Origin of the sequence: Roseibium algae (genome assembly GCF_037783265.1) — a bacterium.
GTDB lineage: Bacteria > Pseudomonadota > Alphaproteobacteria > Rhizobiales > Stappiaceae > Roseibium > Roseibium algae.
Genome location: NZ_JBAKIA010000011.1, coordinates 146,410 through 162,527, shown reverse-complemented (window position 1 = coordinate 162,527; position 16,118 = coordinate 146,410). Strand labels below are relative to the sequence as shown.

At 51.9% G+C, this 16,118-nt stretch carries 16 protein-coding genes and 4 tRNA genes; 8 read left to right on the top strand and 12 right to left on the bottom strand.

What is annotated here, in order from left to right:
- Nucleotides 1-7 precede the first annotated feature (7 nt).
- The 5 genes from secE to V6575_RS15830 form a co-directional block, all read right to left on the bottom strand.
- Complete coding sequence (secE, locus tag V6575_RS15850) at nucleotides 8-205, bottom strand: preprotein translocase subunit SecE (protein ID WP_340275682.1); 198 nt, start codon at nucleotides 203-205, stop codon at nucleotides 8-10.
- Nucleotides 206-307: 102 nt separating this feature from the next.
- Nucleotides 308-383: transfer RNA gene (locus V6575_RS15845), tRNA-Trp, on the bottom strand.
- A 115-nt stretch (nucleotides 384-498) separates the two neighbouring features.
- Entirely contained in the window at nucleotides 499-1,689 is a 1,191-nt protein-coding gene (gene tuf / locus V6575_RS15840; RefSeq protein WP_340275681.1) for an elongation factor Tu, read from the bottom strand.
- 167 nt (nucleotides 1,690-1,856) lie between these two features.
- Nucleotides 1,857-1,930, bottom strand: a tRNA-Gly gene (locus V6575_RS15835).
- Nucleotides 1,931-1,952: 22 nt separating this feature from the next.
- Nucleotides 1,953-2,037, bottom strand: a tRNA-Tyr gene (locus tag V6575_RS15830).
- Between the two features lie 418 nt (nucleotides 2,038-2,455).
- Here V6575_RS15830 and V6575_RS15825 point away from each other — a divergent pair.
- The gene (locus V6575_RS15825; protein WP_340275680.1) at nucleotides 2,456-3,262 is read left to right on the top strand and encodes a TrmH family RNA methyltransferase; all 807 of its coding nucleotides are present in this window, start codon (nucleotides 2,456-2,458) and stop codon (nucleotides 3,260-3,262) included.
- A gap of 62 nt (nucleotides 3,263-3,324) precedes the next feature.
- Here V6575_RS15825 and V6575_RS15820 read toward each other — a convergent pair whose 3' ends face one another.
- Nucleotides 3,325-3,687, bottom strand: coding sequence for a bleomycin resistance protein (locus V6575_RS15820; RefSeq protein WP_340275679.1), 363 nt, complete (start codon nucleotides 3,685-3,687; stop codon nucleotides 3,325-3,327).
- Between the two features lie 99 nt (nucleotides 3,688-3,786).
- Nucleotides 3,787-4,095 (bottom strand): heme-degrading protein HmuQ, encoded by a 309-nt coding sequence (hmuQ, locus tag V6575_RS15815; protein ID WP_340275678.1) that lies wholly within the window; start codon nucleotides 4,093-4,095, stop codon nucleotides 3,787-3,789.
- A gap of 317 nt (nucleotides 4,096-4,412) precedes the next feature.
- Between hmuQ and V6575_RS15810 the strand changes: the two genes are divergently transcribed.
- Nucleotides 4,413-4,488 (top strand) — tRNA-Thr (locus V6575_RS15810).
- A 242-nt stretch (nucleotides 4,489-4,730) separates the two neighbouring features.
- Here V6575_RS15810 and V6575_RS15805 read toward each other — a convergent pair.
- The gene (locus tag V6575_RS15805) at nucleotides 4,731-5,912 is read right to left on the bottom strand and encodes a benzoate/H(+) symporter BenE family transporter (RefSeq protein ID WP_340275677.1); all 1,182 of its coding nucleotides are present in this window, start codon (nucleotides 5,910-5,912) and stop codon (nucleotides 4,731-4,733) included.
- Between the two features lie 470 nt (nucleotides 5,913-6,382).
- On the opposite strand from V6575_RS15805, the gene V6575_RS15800 reads away from it, so the two are divergent.
- From V6575_RS15800 to V6575_RS15775, 6 genes are all read left to right on the top strand, one after another.
- Nucleotides 6,383-6,592 carry a cold-shock protein gene (locus V6575_RS15800; protein ID WP_340275676.1) on the top strand — a complete coding sequence of 70 codons (210 nt, stop codon included), beginning with the start codon at nucleotides 6,383-6,385 and terminating at the stop codon, nucleotides 6,590-6,592.
- A gap of 205 nt (nucleotides 6,593-6,797) precedes the next feature.
- Complete coding sequence (locus V6575_RS15795; protein WP_340275675.1) at nucleotides 6,798-7,178, top strand: DUF6481 family protein; 381 nt, start codon at nucleotides 6,798-6,800, stop codon at nucleotides 7,176-7,178.
- A gap of 823 nt (nucleotides 7,179-8,001) precedes the next feature.
- On the top strand, nucleotides 8,002-9,984 hold the full coding sequence (locus tag V6575_RS15790) for an EAL domain-containing protein (protein ID WP_340275674.1): 1,983 nt from the start codon (nucleotides 8,002-8,004) through the stop codon (nucleotides 9,982-9,984).
- A 140-nt stretch (nucleotides 9,985-10,124) separates the two neighbouring features.
- Nucleotides 10,125-10,406 (top strand): trypsin-like serine peptidase, encoded by a 282-nt coding sequence (locus V6575_RS15785; RefSeq protein ID WP_340275673.1) that lies wholly within the window; start codon nucleotides 10,125-10,127, stop codon nucleotides 10,404-10,406.
- Between the two features lie 208 nt (nucleotides 10,407-10,614).
- Nucleotides 10,615-11,418: an NAD kinase gene (locus tag V6575_RS15780; protein WP_340275672.1), complete on the top strand. Its 804-nt coding sequence runs from the start codon at nucleotides 10,615-10,617 to the stop codon at nucleotides 11,416-11,418.
- 153 nt (nucleotides 11,419-11,571) lie between these two features.
- Complete coding sequence (locus tag V6575_RS15775; RefSeq protein WP_340275671.1) at nucleotides 11,572-12,084, top strand: Hpt domain-containing protein; 513 nt, start codon at nucleotides 11,572-11,574, stop codon at nucleotides 12,082-12,084.
- Nucleotides 12,085-12,144: 60 nt separating this feature from the next.
- Here V6575_RS15775 and V6575_RS15770 read toward each other — a convergent pair whose 3' ends face one another.
- The 4 genes from V6575_RS15770 to V6575_RS15755 form a co-directional block, all read right to left on the bottom strand.
- The gene (locus tag V6575_RS15770; protein WP_340275670.1) at nucleotides 12,145-13,299 is read right to left on the bottom strand and encodes a DUF2336 domain-containing protein; all 1,155 of its coding nucleotides are present in this window, start codon (nucleotides 13,297-13,299) and stop codon (nucleotides 12,145-12,147) included.
- 137 nt (nucleotides 13,300-13,436) lie between these two features.
- Entirely contained in the window at nucleotides 13,437-14,459 is a 1,023-nt protein-coding gene (locus V6575_RS15765) for a lytic transglycosylase domain-containing protein (RefSeq protein ID WP_340275669.1), read from the bottom strand.
- Nucleotides 14,460-14,630: 171 nt separating this feature from the next.
- The gene (locus V6575_RS15760; RefSeq protein ID WP_340275667.1) at nucleotides 14,631-15,233 is read right to left on the bottom strand and encodes a flavin reductase family protein; all 603 of its coding nucleotides are present in this window, start codon (nucleotides 15,231-15,233) and stop codon (nucleotides 14,631-14,633) included.
- 7 nt (nucleotides 15,234-15,240) lie between these two features.
- Complete coding sequence (locus tag V6575_RS15755) at nucleotides 15,241-15,759, bottom strand: nitroreductase family protein (protein WP_340275666.1); 519 nt, start codon at nucleotides 15,757-15,759, stop codon at nucleotides 15,241-15,243.
- Nucleotides 15,760-16,118 lie beyond the last annotated feature (359 nt).

The window sequence follows — 16,118 nt, the reverse complement described above, 5'->3', positions numbered from 1 at the left end:
ACGGAGATTAACCGCCAACCCCGAGAAGCAAACCAATTCCCCAGCCCATCAACTGATCGGCAACCAGGAAGAATATCGAAGCGACCAGCACCATGACGAATACCATGACTGTCGTGATCGCAGTTTCGCGGCGTGTCGGCCAAGTGACCTTCGACACCTCGGAGCGCACCTGCTGTACAAAAGTAAAAGGATTGCTTTTGGCCATTTCGATTCGGGTCCGTTAAATACGAGTGGGCGCGCAGAAAATTCCGCGCGCCTCACCGAGACAACTCTTTAAGCTCTCGGGAGCCAATGATCAAGAGCAAAATGGCAGGGGCAGCAGGGTTCGAACCCGCGACCTACGGTTTTGGAGACCGTCGCTCTACCAGCTGAGCTATACCCCTTCAAAAGGACCGCACGTGCGACCCTCGCTCCTGATAGCCCGTCCACTCACCTCAAGCAAGCTTCCGGACCAAAAGAATACCGGACAAATTCATTGTCCGGTATTCAAATTTTCAATTACTCGACGATGGAAGCGACGACACCGGCGCCGACGGTACGACCGCCTTCGCGAATAGCGAAGCGCAGGCCTTCTTCCATGGCGATTGGTACGATCAATTCAACGACGACCGACACATTGTCGCCCGGCATTACCATCTCGGTACCTTCCGGCAGATGAACAACACCCGTCACGTCGGTCGTGCGGAAGTAGAACTGCGGACGGTAGTTGGTGAAGAACGGCGTATGACGACCACCCTCTTCCTTGGTGAGGATATAAGCCTCAGCCGTAAACTTCGTGTGCGGGTTAACTGAACCCGGCTTACAAAGAACCTGGCCACGCTCAACATCTTCACGGGCAACACCACGGATAAGAGCACCGATGTTGTCACCTGCCTGGCCGCTGTCGAGCAGCTTGCGGAACATTTCAACACCGGTAACCGTTGTCTTGGTGGTGTCTTTCACGCCGACGATTTCGACTTCTTCACCGACCTTGACGATCCCGCGCTCAACACGGCCAGTCACAACCGTACCACGACCTGAGATCGAGAAAACATCCTCGATTGGCATCAGGAATGGCTGGTCAACCGGACGCTCTGGCGTCGGGATGTATTCATCAACCGCAGCCATAAGCTCACGGATCGCTTCACGGCCAATGGCCGGATCACGGTTTTCAACAGCTGCCAGCGCAGAACCCTTGACGATTGGAATGTCGTCGCCTGGGAACTCATAGGAAGACAGAAGTTCGCGGATTTCCATTTCGACGAGCTCAAGAAGCTCTTCATCGTCGACCTGGTCAACCTTGTTCATGAACACGACGAGCGCCGGAACACCAACCTGACGGGCAAGCAGGATATGCTCACGTGTCTGTGGCATTGGACCATCTGCAGCTGAACAGACGAGAATGCCGCCATCCATCTGCGCCGCACCAGTGATCATGTTCTTCACATAATCGGCGTGACCTGGGCAATCAACGTGAGCGTAGTGACGGTTTTCCGTCTCATACTCAACGTGAGCCGTTGAAATGGTGATGCCGCGTGCACGCTCTTCTGGTGCACCATCGATGTCAGCATATGCCTGCGCCACTGCGCCGCCGACTTCAGCAAGCGTCATTGTGATTGCAGCTGTTAGCGTGGTCTTGCCGTGATCAACATGGCCAATCGTGCCAATGTTCACATGCGGCTTATTACGCTCAAACTTTTCCTTGGCCATCGCGTTGCTCTCTGTCCATTACGCGTTCAATCGATAAAGGCTCGAGGCGAGATGAATGTCGCCGCTCCGGTCTCATGCCGCAGTCAGAGATAAACGTCTCGTATAACTGTTCGAGATTTTCCAGACGAAGGGATCTCCGCTCCGGACACTCCGATCAGCACCCAATTTGGAGCGGGTGAAGGGAATCGAACCCTCGTCGTCAGCTTGGAAGGCTGCTGCTCTACCATTGAGCTACACCCGCGAACGGCCATAAGGCGAGACATTGGTGGAGGAGGTTGGATTCGAACCAACGTAGGCTTAGCCAGCGGATTTACAGTCCGCCCCCTTTAGCCACTCGGGCACTCCTCCATCATGTCCTGCTTCACGCCGAAACGGCCAGGATGGCTTACCGAAGAGCCCGTCCGAAGGGGACGAGCAATCCCGTGGCGCGGTTTATGACGATGAGTTCGCCGAGTGTCAACGCCGTTTTCACTGTGAAAATCAGAAAACCACAATCTTTAGACAGATTAGGCAGTTAGCCGATGAACAACAGGGCTTATGAACCGCAAGAATCCGCGCTTATTACAGTTTATACCCAACCTTCAAAAAACTCGTCATAAGTTGCCTGCACTGGCTGTGGATCATTTCAGGGAGTAACATTACCCAACTTACGTACACTCAGCTACAAATCTTCAGGCCAAACCGGCTCCGCGGTATTTTCAAGAGCAACCATTCGAATGTAGCATTCAAGCTTGCCGGTTTCCCTGCTTTGGCAGTATGTGGAACCATGACCGAGAACAGCAAACGCCCCCCATTCACTGGCAAGCGCGCTCCTGCAGGACGTGGCAAGCCCCCGACCGGACGCCGCCCTGGCCTGCAACCGGATGGCCCGACCCTACTGTACGGCCTGCACACCGTTGAGGCGGCCTTCGCCAATCCGGACCGTAAGCGTATCACGCTCTATGCTACCGAGAATGCAGTAAACCGCCTCAAAGAGCGCAACGTTACCATTGATGTTCCCATTGAAGAGATGGCACCAAAAGCCCTCGACCGGATGGTCACGAAAGATTCGGTCCATCAAGGCATGATCTTGAAAGTGGATCCCCTGCCCGCTTATGGCGTTGAGGCTTTGGCCGGTGCGCGGCTGGTGCTAGCCCTTGACCAGGTCACAGACCCCCATAATGTCGGTGCGATCTTGCGTTCAGCCGTTGCTTTGGCTGCGGATGCCGTAGTGACGACAGAACGCCACGCACCCGAGGAAGGCTCCGTCTTGGCAAAATCAGCCTCCGGCGCACTCGACATGATCAAGCACGTCCGCGTGAAAAACATGGCAAGATTTATTTCGGAAATGGGCGACGAAGGATTTTTCCGGGTCGCACTCGACAGCGACGGCGAGGCCTCACTGGAAGACACTGAATTTGGCGATAAAACAGTTCTGGTGCTCGGCTCCGAAGGCAAAGGGGTGCGCCAGGGCGTCCGTAACGCGTGCGACACACTCGCCCGTCTGGACATGCCAGGGCAATTGCGGTCGCTGAATGTCTCCAATGCCGCCGTCTTGTCTCTCTATGTGGCAAGGCATAAAATGGGTCTTTAGACCGAAATATGCCCGGGACTCAAAACACTCAGATGCTCCCGGGCACTCTATTTCAAATTTTCCTAAGCAGCTTCAACCTCGGGAATACGCCCGAAGGCCAGAAGGTTTCCATGCGGATCATGGATGTAAAACTCCTTCATGTTCCAGGGTCGGACCTCAAAGGCACTGAGCCCTGCGACCTTGGCCTGACTGAACGCATCATAAAGCACATCAATCCCGCCACCACGAATATAGCAGCTTGACGCTTCGCAGAGCTCCTTACGATCCGTCGGCCAGAAATGGAGTTCTATCGTCCCTCTGCGTACGATCAGACGGGTCGGATCCTCATGAACAACCACAAAGCCCAGCTGACCTTCATAAAACGCTTTGCTCTCCGCCAGATTCAAAGATGGCAGAACCGGTATACAATCGACTTCGTCAGACAATTACGTCTCCTTTGATGCGACAAGGCTGGCCGATCTCAAGGGCGCTATGACGATCGCCCCCCCCCCCCCGAAACTAACCAACTCAAGAAACAGTTACCTTTAAAGAACCATCTCAAAGCCTTCGAACTTCGGCGGCCCCGCATAAAGGTGCTTGTTGCTGCCAGCATTCTTGTGAGCGGTTCTGAAGTGATCCGACTTGGTCCAGGCAGTAAAATCTTCCTTGCTGGCCCAAATTGTATGGGAGGCATACAGCACGATTGCAGCATCCTCATCTTCCGCGCCCTTCATCAGGTTGAAGCTTTTGAAGCCCGGCACCTTTTCAAGCTGGGAATCACGCTCTCTCCAAACTGTCTCAAAAGCCTCTTCCTGACCGACATTGACCTTGAACCTGTTCATCGCGAGAAACATCACTGGAGATCCTTTTTGTGGCGTGGATCAAATCCCACACCGAATTACTTGAAGTCTGCATTCATATTTTATCACACTTGAGAGATCAATAACGCTCAGTGCCGCATCCATCTTGTGAATAGCCAAGCCCTTGTATTTCCCGCAGCATTTCAGCCACTCTGAAGCTCGTACAAAAGACACTTGAGAGACGTTTTCCACATCCGCGATCATAAAAATCGCGTAACAAGTTGATGAAGTGAATATTTCCTCTTGCCTCTCCGGGCAAAATCGGGAAAAAGGGCTCCAGTTCGCACGTCAGACGATCCGACGAGGCGTTAGCCGGTATAGCTCAGCTGGTAGAGCACCTGATTTGTAATCAGGGGGTCACGGGTTCGAATCCTGTTGCCGGCACCACTTCACCTGGATTTATATATCAGGATGCCTGACGTTACCGTCAGAAGATTTAGTCAGAAGCTATCCCCTATATCCCACACCGTTTGATTTGATGCAAAATCAAACACGATCGACCAGATTTTCGAATCTAGACGACAGCTCGTGTTCAGCACATAAAAGCTCGGCTCAGAAACGCATCAAGATATAACTTGAGTGACACAGATAGTCAGATCGGCGTTTCTGTTTTAGCAGGCCTTATAGATTTAAGACGTTTTCTGCCGCCGATGGCTCTTTGCAATCCATATAATAGTCCCAGCAACGATCCCCCAGAGAGCACCGCTGACACCAAAAAGAGTCATGCCGCTTGCTGCAATGAGAAACGTCAGAGCGGGCGCCTCCAGCTGGTCAGTTTCCTTGAAAGCCGACGAGATCGAGCCGACCAGAGCTGGTATTAGCGCAAGACCAGCTACAGCTGTAATCAAAGCCACAGGTGCTAGGCTTGCGAGCGATGTGATGCTCGCAGCCGCAAAGGCCAGTAAAATAAAAGCCATGCCAGAAATGATCGCCGCCCAGTATCGGCCTGCCGGATCGGCCCCCGCGTCCTTGCCTGCCATCATCGCCGCCGTTATCGCGGACATGTTGACCGGGATTGCTCCGAAAGGTGCAATCAGGAGACTGACAAGTCCGGTTTTAAAGAGCAGCGGCTGGCGGTCGACAGCATAGCCATTGAGCTCAAGCACAGCAAAACCGGGAATATTCTGTCCGGCCATCGTCACAAGATAAAGCGGCAGAGCCACAGAGATGAAGGCACTCAGCGTGAAAACCGGTGATACAGGCGCAAAGTTTGGCAAAAATGCTGCCGTGGTTTGAACCTCGGTCACCGGCACATCAACAACAAAGTACAACACAACCATGAAAGCCACCACGGCAAATGGCATCGCGGCCAACCTGTTCCAGGTCAATCCAATTAGCCATGCGCTCAGAACCGGCAACACGAGAAGAGGGATAGTCCCGAGTGCAACAGCAGGCGCAAGGCACAACTTCAGAAGGACGCCTGCCAGAAGCGCGCTAGCGATCGGTTTTGGAAGAGAGGCAACGATCCGTCCAAGGGACGGAATAAATCCGGTCAGGACAATCAATCCTGCACAACAGACAAGCGCCCCGACCGCTTCACCAAAGCCCCCCGGAAGGGCTGCCGTTGAAGCAAGGAAGGCAGCGCCCGGAGTGGACCACGCGACGGCGGCAGGTGTGCGTGTAACAGCGGGGAGCCAGATGCTACAAACGCCCATTCCAATCGTTGCGAAGAACAAGCCTGTTGCCGCCTGCGCGCCAGATGCGCCCATGGCAGTCATCCCGGCCAGAACAATAGCGAAGGAAGCTGAATAGCCAACAAAGGCAGCGAGCAACCCCATATACATGGCAGAGGCAGAAATTTTGCGGAACATTGCGTAAGACACTTATGATTTCAATGTGATGATCTTTGCAGACCATCTTGAGTTTTACCATAGCGGTTATTCACCAAATCACGGCTTGTTATTAGGGTCTGAGCCCAAATAGACGGTCGCAGTATACCTGACGGCTCACTTCATCTACCCATGCCTTCTCAGCAATAGCCCCAACCTGAAAAGGCAATTGCCTAACAGCCTCTAAGCATCTCTTCTGAAATGCTCAGGAACGACCTGGCTCTTGCTGCGTCACAAGGGCGTTTGCTTCAATCTCCATGGAACATTGAAATTAAAATTTGACAAGCCGGTTCAAATGGCATTGATTGCGCAGCATCGATATTTTCTTGCTGAGTCTTTGGTTATTGCGTGATTGGCAACGCGCCTGAACGAACCTCCCTTTAAAGCATCGTTATCATCATTCGTGGCGCTTTGACGCTGCGGTCAATTGTATTGCTAAGAAAGGGTTCATCATGACCATTGGCACAGTTAAATGGTTCAACTCAACCAAAGGCTTCGGCTTCATTCAGCCTGATAATGGCGGCGATGATGCTTTCGTCCATATCTCCGCAGTAGAACGTGCAGGCATGAGCGAAATTACCGAAGGTCAAAAGATCTCCTACGAGCTTGAGCGCGATAACAAGTCTGGCAAGATGTCAGCCTGTAATCTCCAAGCCGTTTAAATTACTGGCGGCTTTCCTGTTGTCACGATTATAATCGCATTGCCGAAAGCATGAAACCAAACGGGGTCAGACAAATTGTCTGGCCTTTTTCTTACTACTTTCTTGGCCAATAGCCTGATAGATTGCTATATGCCTGAGAACGACAGTCAACGGCCTCAACAGGCCTGAATTGCCTCTGGCAAGACACTTCAACTGGAATGGACATTTGAGAAACCTCAAGAACAGCAAACACTCTGATCGTCGCAACGCCGCAGCCGAAGCAAAAGCGGATCTTCTAGCAGCCTATAAAGCAGCAAAAGAAGCTTCTGAACCTGCGCGCGCAGCCAAGCAGGCAGAGCGCCTTGCCATTGCTGAAGCCCGGGAAGCACGCCGCGCTGAACGAGCACAAGCAAAGTTAGATGAAAAAAATCGCATTGAAGCCGAAGCCGCAGCACGTAAAGCTGAGATTGAAGCCGCCGCCAGAGCCGAAATTGAAGAGCGTGAGCTGGCAAGCAAGAAACGTGTTTCACGTGTCTTGGAAGACGAAGCAGCGCGCAAGGCTGAACGTGATCGTCGTTACGCCAACCGCAAAGCCCGCCGAGCCTGAAACGGGCGGGAAACGAGTATTCAAGTCAGACTATTTTAGGCCGACTGAGCCCGTTGCATGATCAAAAGCAACGGGTAAAACATTATGATGACCGCATTGAAAAGGCCGACCAAGGGCGCCTTCTTCATCCCGCCAGCGGTAGTTACATGAACGGAAGAACCCGTTCATCACAAGAACAGTTACTTCCACTAAAATGAGCCAGCAAACAAACCCAGGCACACTGACTCTCTAAATGAGCACTGACCTGATATGGCCTGTTTAAAAGAAACTGTTCCCTGACATTCCTTCGCAATCACCAACGCTAAAAATGCACAGTTGCCAGAGAGCGCTAGTGCAAGATGGCGCTTGCCAATTGCCAGTCCATCAGACGGCTCGGAAACATCAGGTAGAGGATACCGGCAGACCGGAGAGATAATTTCTCCAATTTTCTGGGCCGCCTGCAAAGAATAAAGATGGCCCAGATGACGAGCGCTATTAATATTTTTCGATTAGCGCATTGAAAATCAACATCAAAAAGACCAACGGCTTGCCAATTTCTAGCAACTGAGCAAAAACAAAATTACATATTCTAAAAATGACTTAGCCATACAGATAATACAACTTACAATAGGGAATTTCCAGAATATAAATTCATCGAATTCAGTAAGCGGACGTTAAGGAATAAAAAATAGAACAATTACATTAACTGACGTGATCTTACATTAGGCCATTCATGAAATTCGATCGATTTAATGTGAAACTCAAAGTAAGATTTCCAATTTGGATATTTGGAATATTTACAATAGCCGTTTCAGTTTACAGCTTTAATTCGCTTCAAACTTCAATGAAAGAAGGGCACATAGAAAAGGTCCGCGCCCTCGTAGAATCCGGCAAGTCAATTGCAGAGGATAATTATGGCCTCTACAAGTCAGGAAAATTGTCGGAAAAAGCCGCACATGACAAAGCACGAGATGCCATCCGCTCCATGAAGTTCAATGGCGGCGCAAGGGTTTTTGCCTTTGATGAGAATGGCATCCGTGTGGTCAGCAATAGACTATATTTTGAAGGTACAAGTGCCTGGGAAGCGCCCCAAACCCAATCCATGATCAGGAAAGCCATAAACGGCGGCGGGGTGACGTATTACGTTGGTGCTCGGGAGTTTGAGGGAAATGTAACAAGCAACGTCCCGAAAGCTGCCTGGTCCGAGCATTTTGCGCCCTGGGGATGGATTATTGCTTCTGCTGTATATCTAGATGATGTCACGATAGCATCGTGGGATTACCTGATCGAACTCACGATGTTTCTAGGCTTGGGCGGCATGTTGGTTCTCATGATTGCCAATTCAATTACACGCAACATTACGGACCCGCTCGATGCCTTGACCGACAATATGAAGGAATTGGCCTCAGGAAACACCCAGTTGACAATTACGGGTGCTGGACGAGGCGACGAAATCGGTGAAATGGCCACCGCGATGCAGACGTTCGTTGCCAATGAAACTCAACGACTGGCTATGCACGCCCAACTGAAAAGTATGGTTTACAAGGACAGCCTGACTGGTCTTTCAAATCGTGCGTCCTTTTACCAGGCACTGCATGAAGACCTTCAAAACGATCAACCGACAAACCGAATCTATGCCTTGATGATCCTCGATCTGGATCGGTTCAAATCGATCAACGATACCCTTGGGCATTTGGCAGGGGATCACATTTTGAGAGAATTTTCAAAGCGCTTGAAAAAGGTCATCGGCAAGCATGGCAAAATAGGTAGGCTCAGTGGCGATGAGTTTTTCGTCATCCTGCCAAACATACGGAACACAGACCAAGCTGATGAAATTGCCAGTGAAATCCATGCTGAGGCTCGAAGAGCAATCTCTGTTGAAGGCACGCAAGTCAATATTACCACAAGCATCGGGCTGGCGTTTTGGCAAGACAATACCGTGTCCGATTCAAAACTATACGGAAATGCTGACATGGCGCTATACGCGGCAAAAGAAGCGGGCGGTGGCTGTTCGGCCCACTATTTGCCGGAAATGGGCGCAAAAGCCGAAAAAGTCTTTGAATTAGAAACAATGATCAAAGAGGGTTTGCTTGCAAAGCAGTTCACTGCCTATTTTCAGGCGAAAGTGGAATTGTCGACCGGCAAAATCACTGGCGCAGAAGCCTTGTGCCGCTGGATCCATCCTGAAAAAGGCATAATCAGTCCGGCAGAGTTCATACCCATCGCCGAAAAGACAGGCCATATCCTTGAAATCGGCGATATGATGATGAAGCAGGCCTGCCAGTTTGCTGTCGAGTGCAACAAAGTCTCCAAGGAGCCATTTGTTGTTGCGGTCAATGTGTCGGCAAAACAACTGGTATACGGACGTATGCTAACGACCTTGGGCAAATGTCTACAGGAAACAGGATGCCGCGCTTCGTGGCTCGAACTTGAAATCACAGAAAGCTTGCTGCTGAGTGAAACAGACGACATGGTCGAGCTGCTCGAGAGAATTGCAAATCTCGGCATTTTAATCACAATCGATGATTTCGGTACCGGCTATTCCGCGATGAGCTATCTGTCTCGCTTTCCGATCAAATGCCTCAAGATCGATCAATCTTTCATTCGGGACATGTGCTCCGATGGTCAAAAGAGGGTCTTGGTCACAGCCATTTTGGCTATGGCAAATGGCCTCGGACTTAAAACAGTCGCCGAAGGAGTGGAGGATGAGCAAGTTTCTGCAGAACTGGCTAATCTGAAATGTGATTTTGGCCAAGGCTACTTGTGGCACCGCCCTTCATGCCCTGAAGAGCTTCTTTCGCAAATCAAATTGACAGAAGCGGCCTGAAGTCGCCTTGCCATCATTCAGAATGTACACCACAACACTGTGAAGCAGTTCTACATTCTGGTTTGGGTCTCACATAGAATGCCGCCTTTTCGCATAGCCTGCCCCCGATCGCCCAGATTTCCCTTAGAGCACAGCACACCATGCCCGGAACAACCAGTCTGATGGCAGCCGGCTATCATAGAGATCGCCGTTACCTCCCCAGCCTGGACCCAGCATGCCACATCATCCGAGAAGTTTCAGACAGCTGGGTTACAGATTGCATCGTCAAGCAAGGCGGCTCCGGTGGGCCGGTTTTCATCCAGGAAAACAACGAGCTGAAAATTGCTGCCGTGGTGTCAGCAACCAATGGAACTGATAAATCCATTGCCGTGCCACGAAAGCAGTGGCAATCGCTCCTAGATAATCCGAGCTGCGGCAACTGAACCAGTTTCATCAACGAACCGGCGAATGTAATCAGAACCCGACCTCATGTTCATCCGCCGGCCTTTGATGAGACTCAAGTGTATAAAATAATTCGCCCCCTCCACGACGTAAATCAGTCTTGGCGTTAGGCCAATGACTGCTATTAACTGGTGGCGAGACAATCCAGCTGGCGGGAGATCCCTGCCGCAATGAAGAGCAGCAAGCACGATGAGCCAGCCTGAGGCAGCACTCACACGAAAAGCCATCAAAACAGACAGGCTTGCCTTTGTCGCCAGCGACACCGATGAAGCACAAGAGGCCTGCAGCCGTCTTTCAGCTCTATATGGCAACGTTGCGCCAAAGAAAGCCGATGTGATTGTTGCACTCGGTGGCGACGGCCTCATGTTGCAGACGCTCCATTCCTATATGGGCACGGGCACACCAATTTATGGCATGAACCGGGGCTCGGTCGGCTTCCTGATGAATGAATACCGGGAAGAGGACTTGCCTGCCCGACTGCTCGGGGCAGACATCACGCCGATCCACCCGTTGAATATGGAGGTGATTGATCGTGACGGCTACAGCCATGCAGCAAGGGCGATCAACGAGGTCTCTATTTGGCGGCAGACATCTCAGGCAGCCCGTTTGAGAATTTCAGTCGACAACCGCACGCGCCTTGAAGAACTGATCTGCGACGGTTGTCTGGTGGCAACACCAGCAGGCAGCACGGCTTACAATCTGTCCGCTCATGGCCCGATCCTGCCAATTTCTGCCCCCCTTCTTGCTTTGACTCCTATCAGCCCCTTTCGCCCCCGCCGCTGGCGTGGAGCTCTGTTGCCAAATAAAGCCCGTGTCGATATCGACGTTCTGGACGATAACAAGCGCCCAGTTAGCGCCTCAGCTGATCACACGGAAATACGCAATGTCGTCAAAGTCTCCATTCACGAAGACAGCAACGTTGAAGGCCTGATGATGTTTGATTCAGATCACGGATGGGATGAGCGTATTCTGGCTGAAATGTTCCGATATTGAGCTTTTCCGCTTAGCGGACATTAAAACGCAAGGGACTATTAAGTTCCTGCATCAATAGTGAATGTCGTATCCAGGGAATTATTAGATTGCTTAGACAGCCGATTTACTTACCTGCTATCCGCGCAACACGCCAAACCGGAGCACGAAACGCCAATGTCTGCCGAAACAATTGAAGACGGCGAGCAGGAGCGCATCACGCCACCGAATGATTTGCGCAAGAAAGTGCGAATCATGGGCCCGCGTGAAGCTGCGAAATTCGATCCGATAAAAGCGGCCGAAGTGGCACTGGAACGCCTGTCCAAAAACTTCGGCGGTTGGATGACCGGTGAAACGGACGATTTATCTTCCGCGTTGGGAACCATCCAAAATGAAGGCCTGTCAGCTGAAACGCTCTCCCCACTCTACCAATGTGCTCACAATATCAAAGGGCAGGCGCTAACGCTCGGATATCCGCTTGTTGGCTCTGTGTCCGCAAGCCTCTGCAACTTGATCGAAACAGTCCCAACGCCCGAAGGTCTGCCGTTGCCGCTGTTGGAGCAATATGTCGTCGCCATTCGTGCGATGGTTGCCGAGGGTGCAAAAGACGAGAACAACCAGACAGGGTTGGCTCTGCTTCAGAGCCTGAATGAAGTGACAGACGAATTTCTCAATCACTTGAAGACATAAAGCGCTTCGCGCACCACGTTCATTCTGAAATTTTAAGCTTCCAGGCACTGCGGTATGGAATCAGGCTGCACTCAGAGCTTTTTGGCAAGAGTTGCTGATGTAGGCCCGCGCCTCGAGGCGCGCCACATCAATGGCAAACCGCCGCATAAAGGCAAGAATGTCGCCATCTGATCCAAGCGCCTCATCTTGCAACTCGCTCAAAAGGCATTCGGTCAGCGCTCTCGTTTGGTCAAGCGGCAAGTCACTGGTCAGATCAGCCCCCCCCTCGCGGACAACATCAATCGCCAGCAAAAATGCCTGATGGGTTCTGATCGGCAAACCTGCCTTGCGCAAGATAGCACGCAAAGCTGACGGCCGCGCCGCGATCAACGCCCGAATGACGCGATCACAGGGCACTCCGGACAGAAGAGCCAGTGAACTGGCAAGGAAGCGAAAACGCCCACAACATACAGTTCGCAGCAGCAGTCTGGTGTTCAAAAGGCCTTCATCTCGCAGGTAGTCCGCCAAGGCATCCAGATCTGCCCCGGATGCTTGCTCCGACAGTCCTAATGCAATCTTGTCCGATGCATCTGCGAACATGTCAGGTTCGTATTCGGGTCCCTCAGAATGCGCCCCTCCGGCTCCTGCGCCGAGAGTTCGCGCATGAACCAAAAGCAAAGCATGTCGGAGTTGAATCGGTAAATCCGTGCGTTTGAGCATCGCTTCGCGCAGATCTGCAACGTGACGGAACCGCTCGGCAAGACGAATAAGACTGGTCGGCACAATCCTGGCTGACGCATTGAAGAGCAACCGGCGACAGGCAGCTTCCGATCCGACTTCCGCAACAGCTGCTGACACAGCAGCCGATAGGCTTTGGCGACCAGCCACAACCTCCTGAAGATCGTCTTGCGGGCTGACAAGAGTATCAATCAATTCCGCATCCGTGAAAATCGGCGAGGTTTCCAGAACAACACTTGCGACTTCGCTGATGTCGCTCGCAAGGCAAAGCAAAAGGTGGCGCGGCACATCCTGGCTGCGGCACAGGCTATGAGCCAATGCCAAGCGAACATCCACGCATGGATCATCAAGCAAGTAGGTCAGTGCGGCGTTCGCCCCTCTCCGGCTATCCCCATCGAGATCCGAATAAAGCCAGGCTCTCGCCAAAGCACCTGCGGCTTCAGCGCGCGGTCCATCCGGAGCCGTATCAACCCAGTTCAGGAAATCTTGAATAATCATAGCGACACACAACAACCCTAACTCTTTGATCCGATGATGGCATCAAAGGCTTAACGTTCAGTTCACCATAATTGAGGCAAAGACCAATCTCTTGGACTGGGCGTGTCAGCTCTAGCCATGAGCGCAGCAGCCAACAGTTAAGCTGGCGGTAGAAGGTCTTTCTGCTCCTCATCGACCCGGTAGCTCAGGAAGCGAGTGAGATCCAAAGGCCCCTCACCTGTCAGAGAAGCCATTTGTTGAACTGCCAATTTGGAATCATTCCCGCCAAGTGCCGAGAAGATCTGAGCTTGTTCAACCGCTGAGAATGCAGAAGCAAAACGAGAACCAAGTGATTTTTCATCAACTGAATTGTTGGTTTTGAACAGAGTTTCAAACGGATCAATCGAGTCCGTCGCTTGAAATGCGTTCAACATTCCCCGGCCGGACAAATCAGCCTCCGTCAGCCATACATCGGATAATGCTTGTGGCTTGCCATTCGGCAGAGCCGCAACTTTCGCCAAATCGCCTGCCCTCTCGGTGGCTCCAGACACATTGGCAATCATGGTTACGCCGTCGTGCTTGCTTGTAATGACATCATAGACTTCCGAAGTCGTTCGCGCTTGCCCGTCGCGATGATAGAAAATCGCTTTGTTGGCGCGCGCCTGAGATGGAAACAACTTGTCCGCCCGCATGTCAGCACTGTCTTCGGACGCCCGGATCAAACGGTTCGCGCCACTCGCTCCCAAGAAGTGAGCCATATAAAGCTCTCCTTCACTGGGCTGACGTCCAAGCTTCCCGCTGAGGTGGTTCGCATTCTTTTGGGTCAGAGCACCTGCCATAACAGACGCAATCTCAGGGTCTTTGCGCAGGTCCAGTATTTCCTGGCGCATTTGAGGATCTGCGACTCGATATTTTCCGCTTCGTGTCTTCTGAATTTGATCGGAGTAATCCTTCAGACCATGTTGAGGGCCTGCTTCCTTGACTGTCTCCAGCCAGGTTGATTCAATAAACTGAAAGAGACCTGTCGCACTAGACGTTTTGGCCTTAGCAGTTGGATCAAAAGACGATTCTCTTCCTGCCGTTTTGACCAAGTAGTCAAACGACGTGCCAGTCGACGTACTTGCTGATTGAAATGCCTGCTCGATCCGAGACGCGATCGAGGCGGTTTCGGCAATTAGCATGAACCCCACTCCTCGATAGTTATTACCAGTTCGTTAACAATCGGCCTCAGGTGGTTAACAAAACCTTAACGTCGTTGATATGTGACAGCTAGACCCGCAGAAATCTGCAAAAACAAAGGCTGGAATCACATGGATACCAGCCTCTGAGACTTGCAAATCTAAATCTTGGTGTCAGGCAGATGGGCGTGCCATCTGGAACAATTCCTCCACCACGGCATAGTCTTTATATCCAAGGCGGGCCAAAGGGCGGACTTTTGTAAGATCCAGCATTCCATCCACGACAACGCTGTCATCGATGTAAACGGACACAACTTGGCCGAAGACCACCCACGACTCAGTGTCATTTCCGTCAAGATCCTGCATCCGGATGGTCTGGAGATGCTTGCATTCCAAAGCCGTATAGGCGCTGGCAACACGTGGCACCTTAACCAACTTGGACGGTGCCATCTCAAGCCCTGCCAACTCGAATTCAGAAACACCGGCAGCCAGCGGCGCAGAAGACACGTTCATTGCCTCCTGCAAATCCTGGCTGGCCATATTGCAAACGAATTCGCCGGTGGCCGCGATATTGGCAGCAGAATCCTTGAAGCCTGACGATGCGAACATCACCATTGGAGGCGCATCGCCGATGCCATTGAAGAAACTGTAAGGTGCCAGATTGGAACGCCCCTCTTTGTCGAGGGTTGAAATCCAGCCAATTGGCCTCGGCGCAACGATTGCCTTGAAAGGGTTATACGGCAAACCGTGATCGTTTTTGGACGTTTCGTAATGCATCGATATCTCAGCTCTCGGACCAATCAGTACAGATGTCAACAAGGCTCGGGCGGGGCCGCTCGAAAGGAGCCTGTGTCGGAGTACCGATATAAATGAAACCGGCGAAACGTTCATTTTCACCGCACCCCAGATATCGGGCAGCTGCTTCATTAAAGCAATACCATTCGCTGAGCCATTGTGATGCGTAGCCAGAGGCACTGGCCGCATTTACCAGGTTCATACAGGCAGCCCCTACTGACAACTCCTGCTCCCACAGCGGAATCTTGGCATGAATGGCAGCCTTGCTGACAACCCCGACGACCAAAGGCGCGCGCAGGAAACGACCAAGCTCCTGATCCCGCCGAACATCATCCAGAGGTTCACCGCCAGCCTCGCAGATTTCCAACAGCTTCCGCCCGATCGTCTCGCCTTGTGGCTTGCGATAGAGAATAAACCGCCATGGGGCCAATTTGCCATGATCAGGAACACGGGCAGCTGCAGTGAGTATCTCTTGCACTTCGACCGTGTCTGGGCCGGGCTCAGTCATAGTCACACACGGATGTGAACGGCGAGCCAGCAGAAAATCCAAAGCCTCTTGGCGGCGGGGCGCAAATGTCGACATGTGAAAAAAGCCTGTCTTATAGAGGGGAGAGACACTTCTTCACGTAATTCATTGAACGCAGTTGTCAACTTTTCAAAAAACGTCTTGAATTTGCCGGATTTTACGGCGCAAAAGACAGGTTCAAATTTCCGTCAGTGCCGTGCTATGTAGAGCGTGTTCGTCGGCTTGGTAAATAGAGTGCTAACAGAAGGTCGCAGTAAAGCGTGAGAAGTTCGGGACATATTGTTATCCGCCTTTTTGCAATTGCGTGGCTCTGCGTCGCGCAGGCACCCTTTGTTTATGCC

Coding starts and splice junctions, on each gene's coding strand:
- V6575_RS15760 (WP_340275667.1), bottom strand. CDS start 15,233: ATGCATTACGAAACGTCCAAAAACGATCACGGTTTGCCGTATAACCCT.
- V6575_RS15775 (WP_340275671.1), top strand. CDS start 11,572: ATGTCTGCCGAAACAATTGAAGACGGCGAGCAGGAGCGCATCACGCCA.
- V6575_RS15800 (WP_340275676.1), top strand. CDS start 6,383: ATGACCATTGGCACAGTTAAATGGTTCAACTCAACCAAAGGCTTCGGC.
- V6575_RS15755 (WP_340275666.1), bottom strand. CDS start 15,759: ATGACTGAGCCCGGCCCAGACACGGTCGAAGTGCAAGAGATACTCACT.
- V6575_RS15825 (WP_340275680.1), top strand. CDS start 2,456: ATGACCGAGAACAGCAAACGCCCCCCATTCACTGGCAAGCGCGCTCCT.
- V6575_RS15790 (WP_340275674.1), top strand. CDS start 8,002: ATGAAAGAAGGGCACATAGAAAAGGTCCGCGCCCTCGTAGAATCCGGC.
- V6575_RS15780 (WP_340275672.1), top strand. CDS start 10,615: ATGAGCCAGCCTGAGGCAGCACTCACACGAAAAGCCATCAAAACAGAC.
- V6575_RS15765 (WP_340275669.1), bottom strand. CDS start 14,459: ATGCTAATTGCCGAAACCGCCTCGATCGCGTCTCGGATCGAGCAGGCA.
- tuf (WP_340275681.1), bottom strand. CDS start 1,689: ATGGCCAAGGAAAAGTTTGAGCGTAATAAGCCGCATGTGAACATTGGC.
- secE (WP_340275682.1), bottom strand. CDS start 205: ATGGCCAAAAGCAATCCTTTTACTTTTGTACAGCAGGTGCGCTCCGAG.
- V6575_RS15785 (WP_340275673.1), top strand. CDS start 10,125: ATGCCCGGAACAACCAGTCTGATGGCAGCCGGCTATCATAGAGATCGC.
- V6575_RS15805 (WP_340275677.1), bottom strand. CDS start 5,912: ATGTTCCGCAAAATTTCTGCCTCTGCCATGTATATGGGGTTGCTCGCT.
- V6575_RS15770 (WP_340275670.1), bottom strand. CDS start 13,299: ATGATTATTCAAGATTTCCTGAACTGGGTTGATACGGCTCCGGATGGA.
- hmuQ (WP_340275678.1), bottom strand. CDS start 4,095: ATGTTTCTCGCGATGAACAGGTTCAAGGTCAATGTCGGTCAGGAAGAG.